Origin of the sequence: Psychrobacter sp. HII-4, assembly GCF_904846595.1 — a bacterium.
Lineage (GTDB): Bacteria > Pseudomonadota > Gammaproteobacteria > Pseudomonadales > Moraxellaceae > Psychrobacter > Psychrobacter celer.
Genome location: NZ_CAJHBJ010000070.1, coordinates 1 through 4,361, shown reverse-complemented (window position 1 = coordinate 4,361; position 4,361 = coordinate 1). Strand labels below are relative to the sequence as shown.

Here is a 4,361-nt window from a genome sequence, read left to right as displayed (position 1 = left end):
CGTCAAGGTGGTTTATTTGGCAACTCAGCAGGCGTCGTCAAGGTGGTCAATGCCGATTCGAAACTGGACGGCGGCGCTCAATCGCTTTATGATTATGTTCGATGACCGTATCAGCAGACATTTAATCTAAATCGCAGTTACACAGAATTCGGGATGGTCTCCAATCCTTTGCCGCTATGACTTCCAATACGACTTCCAAAGAGGCAATGCGCCGCTTACTTATCAAACACACTACCCTGCTCTAGGGTAATATCATCGTCATGCTCCTGCATACGCCAAGGCAAAATATCGGGCGAAACATTGACGAAATACAGATATTTTTCAAACTGATCAATGATATCGTTGATTACCGACTCTGGCTGATAACCATATAAGTCATAGGTTTGGCCACCGCGGCGCAGATAGACCTCGGCACGGTGATGGTGCTCTTGTGGCAGATTACCCGCCATATCTTCAGTATAATAGTCAGGAACTTCATGCTCTGATAGACGCACCTCGTACCAAAACTCGACATTATCACCGCGTCTTAGCTCTAGTACCGCTCGATTGTTTACCTCATCATAGTTAACCTCAGGCAACCAGCCTGTCTCGGCAAATTTCTCTGCAACCTCCTGCATCGATGACATCACCGTGCCCTTGATATAGCCGAGCACCTTTTCGCGCGTTGGCTGATTGGTAATATAATCAATACGATCACGCCATGCGTCTAGTTTGAGCAGATGCGGTGGTAGATGGTTGTCAGTGGCCAGACTTTGATTACGATGCCCCTCGATACGTAGCGCACGCCACATACCAAATGTCGAAATTAAGATAATCACTGCAAAAGGCAAGGCACTGACGATAGCCGCTGTCTGCAGAGCGCTTAGGCCACCTGCGATCAGCAGCACCGCCGCCACAGCACCTTCTGTAACTACCCAAAATGAGCGCTGCCACCACGGCGTATCACTACGACCACCAGCGGCGAGCGAGTCGATGACCAATGACCCTGAGTCCGATGACGTCACAAAAAAAGTAATAATCAGTAGGACGGTCAATGACGAGACAATTTGAGTAAAGGGTAAGTTTTCTAGCAACTTAAATAAAGCAATGGCTTGGTTGTTTTGTACCTCGCCGATCAGCGCCTCATAACCATCGACCATAATCATATGCAGCGCGGTATCCCCAAATACCGAAAACCAAAAGAAGGTAAACAGCGTTGGGACAAGCATCACGCCCAGCACAAACTCACGAATGGTACGGCCGCGACTGATTTTGGCGATAAATAGTCCGACAAAAGGCGCCCACGCAATCGTCCATGCAAAGATAAATAGCGTCCAGCTACCGATCCAATCACTCGATTGATAAGCTTGTAGACTAAAGGTGCGCTCAACGATATTGCCCAAATAACTGCCTGTATTTTCCATAAAGGCATTTAGGATAAATATCGACGGCCCAACCACAAACACAAACAGCATCAAAGCCGTGGCCAGCACCATGTTTAAGATAGACAGGCGTTTGACGCCCTTATCCATCCCAGCCAGTACAGACACCAGTGCTGCGGTGGTCACCAGCGCAATGATGATGACTTGTACGGTGGTGCTCACTGGAATCATATCGGGTAATAAGTAATTTAAGCCTGCATTAATCTGAGCCACAGACAGACCTAAACTGGTGGCGATACCAAACATGGTACCCAAAATCGCAAACACATCCACCGTATGTCCGATAGGCCCATGGATTTTGTCACCGATTAAGGGATAGAGGGTTGAGCGCACCGACAGCGGTAAGCCGTGCCGAAAGGAAAAATACGCCAATGACAGCCCCACGACGCCGTATATCGCCCAAATATGAAACCCCCAATGAAAATAGGCAATCTGCATCGCCTCCTTGGCCGCCTCAATCGTCTGCGGCTCTGAGAGTGGTGGACTGGCAAAATGTAAGACCGGCTCGGCGACACCATAAAAGAGCAAGGCAATGCCGTAACCTGCCGAAAACAACATAGCAAACCATTCGAGAAACTGATATTCAGCCTCTGCATGGTCAGGGCCTAACTTGATACTGCCATAAGGCGAAAACGCCAACACGATGACAAACATCAAAAATATGGCAACTGCCAGCATATAAAACCAGCCGAACGTCTCGGTGGTAAACGCCAGGACGTTACTAAACAGCTCGCCGGCTGCTTCTGGATTGATAGCAGTACCAATCACCAATAGCAGCATGATAGCCGCCGCTGGGACAAAAACTGGCAACAAAATAGTGGAGCGAGGTAATTTACTCATAAAAGTGATATCCTCAAAAAGTGACAAAACCGACCAACCGTGCTTATTAAAATATTTTTTGCATACAATGTCTGTCTGATAAATGTTTGATACTACATTTTGACTTCAGACACTCTACTGCTTTAGGCACTGGTTTGATGAATGGGTTTTAAAGACAAAACTGTTTAACCAACAGTCAGCCATTACGATATTTATCACACTCTTTTGAAAAACCCCAGACAATCTCTGTCCTTGTAACACTACTTTAACGGTTGTTACATGACTATTACCAAGCAACAAAAAAGGCAGCTTGTTAGCCGCCTTTAATATATAAAATATATCTGTTTGTCTGAAATTGCCATACTATCCTGCAATAACTGCGGCAAGCTGTTGCGCCAGATTTGCCAACTCACCCTGATCCGCTTGGGTGACGGCATGACGGCCTAGCTCATGAATACTTGATGGAATCAGATGGACATGATAATGAAACACCGTCTGCCCAGCTTGCGAACCATTTAGCTGCATTTGGATGATACCTTCGCGCTCAAACACCTGACGCTGCGCTTGCATGACTTTTTTGGCAGTCATCAGTACCGCTGCCGCATATTCTGGCTCCAAATCAGCCAAATCGATTGCTTTTTGTTTGGGAATGACCAGTACGTGGCCTTTTGCTTGTGGCATGATATCCATAAAGGCAAGGGTTTTATCGTCTTCAAAAACCTTATGATATGGAATCTCACCCTTTAGCATTTTTGCAAAGATGTTATTGTCGTCATACTGAACGTGATTGTTTTGATTCATTGTTATTCCTTTATTCATTGGCCAGTGTGGTGAGTGAATGTTTTGGAAGCTTTGCTCACAACAAGTGTTATATAGTGGACGAAATATCGCCTGAGTACAAGCCGCTTGCTGACTTGTCAATCAAAGCCCCCATACCGACTGCATGCGCCGACTCGCTCAGCAATTTATTGGCGACTCATAGACTTTAAATGTTATATTAACCCTCTACTTTAATGATGCTATATTTATGGATTCGCCCACCTTGCCGACGCCTTTATCAAACGACAACCTAAACGACCATTTAGCCGCCAGCTCTGCTGCAGAAACGCGTACTGAGCATCCAGCGCAGAGCCTGCCGCCTAATAGCGTGATTTTGGCCGAGGCGCTGACCGATAGCAGCATTCATTGGCAAATACACAACTGCAAAGTCAGCAAAAAAACAGTGACGCAGGAGTTGCCGCTGCCTTTTTTATATCATTACGACAGCTTAGACGATGCCGTCAAGCAAGCCAACCCGCTCACGCCTGCCCTACTGGCTCAGTTTAATAGGCCGATGAGTGCCAGTGAGGCCGCGCAGCTCATCGGGATTGAGGCCGCGCTCATCACCAGTCCTTGGCATATCAAGGTCATCGGCTCACTGGTGGTGTTTAGCGAGGCGCTGCAGTTAGCAGTGCGCCTGCACTGGACTAATACGGGCAAAGACACCGAGCAAATCTATACCAAAGAAGCGGTGGATGCGCTGAGCACCGCCTTAAAAGACTGGCAGTTTTTCGGCCGCGTCGATGTGCTCTACAAAAACGATAAACAAACGCTTGCCTCTGTTTTAGAGGATGCTGACTCACAAACGGCGGCAAACGAGCGGATACTACCCATCGCTGCCAGCGCTGAGTATCAGCTATTGCCAGCGCCTCACGCTCTAGAGATTATCGCCCGACTAGAAGCGGATAAAACCGATCTGCCTTGGTTTGACAAAGCCATCTTAGAGCGCCTAGCATAAATTGTCGTGTTGGGCGGCCTTGTGGTTTGTCATTGATGCGCTTGCAGGACGGCACATTGCTATTAAAATAAGATTTTATCGATACGATGAATCCACGTGATCATGGCATATTTTTTTCATCCAGCGCCATAAAACCACGTCCTTCTAGGGCGTGGATATCAGGCGTCAGCCATTGTCGCCCAGTATGGCGAACCCCTTGATACCCAAACCCATTGAGATCATAATTAATCCATGAAAACGCTCAAACTACGCATCAAAGACAAACACGCCACTCAGCTCAATATCTTGGCTGGTGCAGTTAATTTTGTCTGGAATTACGTCAATGAGCTAAGTTTTAAACATCT

The 4,361-nt window shown here is 47.1% G+C and carries 3 protein-coding genes and 2 pseudogenes; 3 read left to right on the top strand and 2 right to left on the bottom strand.

Going from position 1 to position 4,361, the window contains the following annotated elements:
* A pseudogene (locus JMX98_RS13500) lies at positions 1 to 130 on the top strand (IS256 family transposase); the annotation flags it as partial.
* Between the two features lie 85 nt (positions 131 to 215).
* Here JMX98_RS13500 and JMX98_RS13495 read toward each other — a convergent pair.
* Both JMX98_RS13495 and JMX98_RS13490 read right to left on the bottom strand, forming a co-directional pair.
* A complete protein-coding gene (locus JMX98_RS13495) occupies positions 216 to 2,261 on the bottom strand; it encodes a BCCT family transporter (protein ID WP_201587327.1) in 2,046 nt (681 codons plus the stop codon).
* Between the two features lie 342 nt (positions 2,262 to 2,603).
* Positions 2,604 to 3,041, bottom strand: coding sequence for an HIT family protein (locus JMX98_RS13490; RefSeq protein ID WP_201587325.1), 438 nt, complete (start codon positions 3,039 to 3,041; stop codon positions 2,604 to 2,606).
* Between the two features lie 226 nt (positions 3,042 to 3,267).
* Between JMX98_RS13490 and JMX98_RS13485 the strand changes: the two genes are divergently transcribed.
* On the top strand, positions 3,268 to 4,017 hold the full coding sequence (locus JMX98_RS13485; RefSeq protein ID WP_201587321.1) for a hypothetical protein: 750 nt from the start codon (positions 3,268 to 3,270) through the stop codon (positions 4,015 to 4,017).
* Between the two features lie 231 nt (positions 4,018 to 4,248).
* Positions 4,249 to 4,361: pseudogene (locus JMX98_RS13480) on the top strand (RNA-guided endonuclease TnpB family protein); the annotation flags it as partial.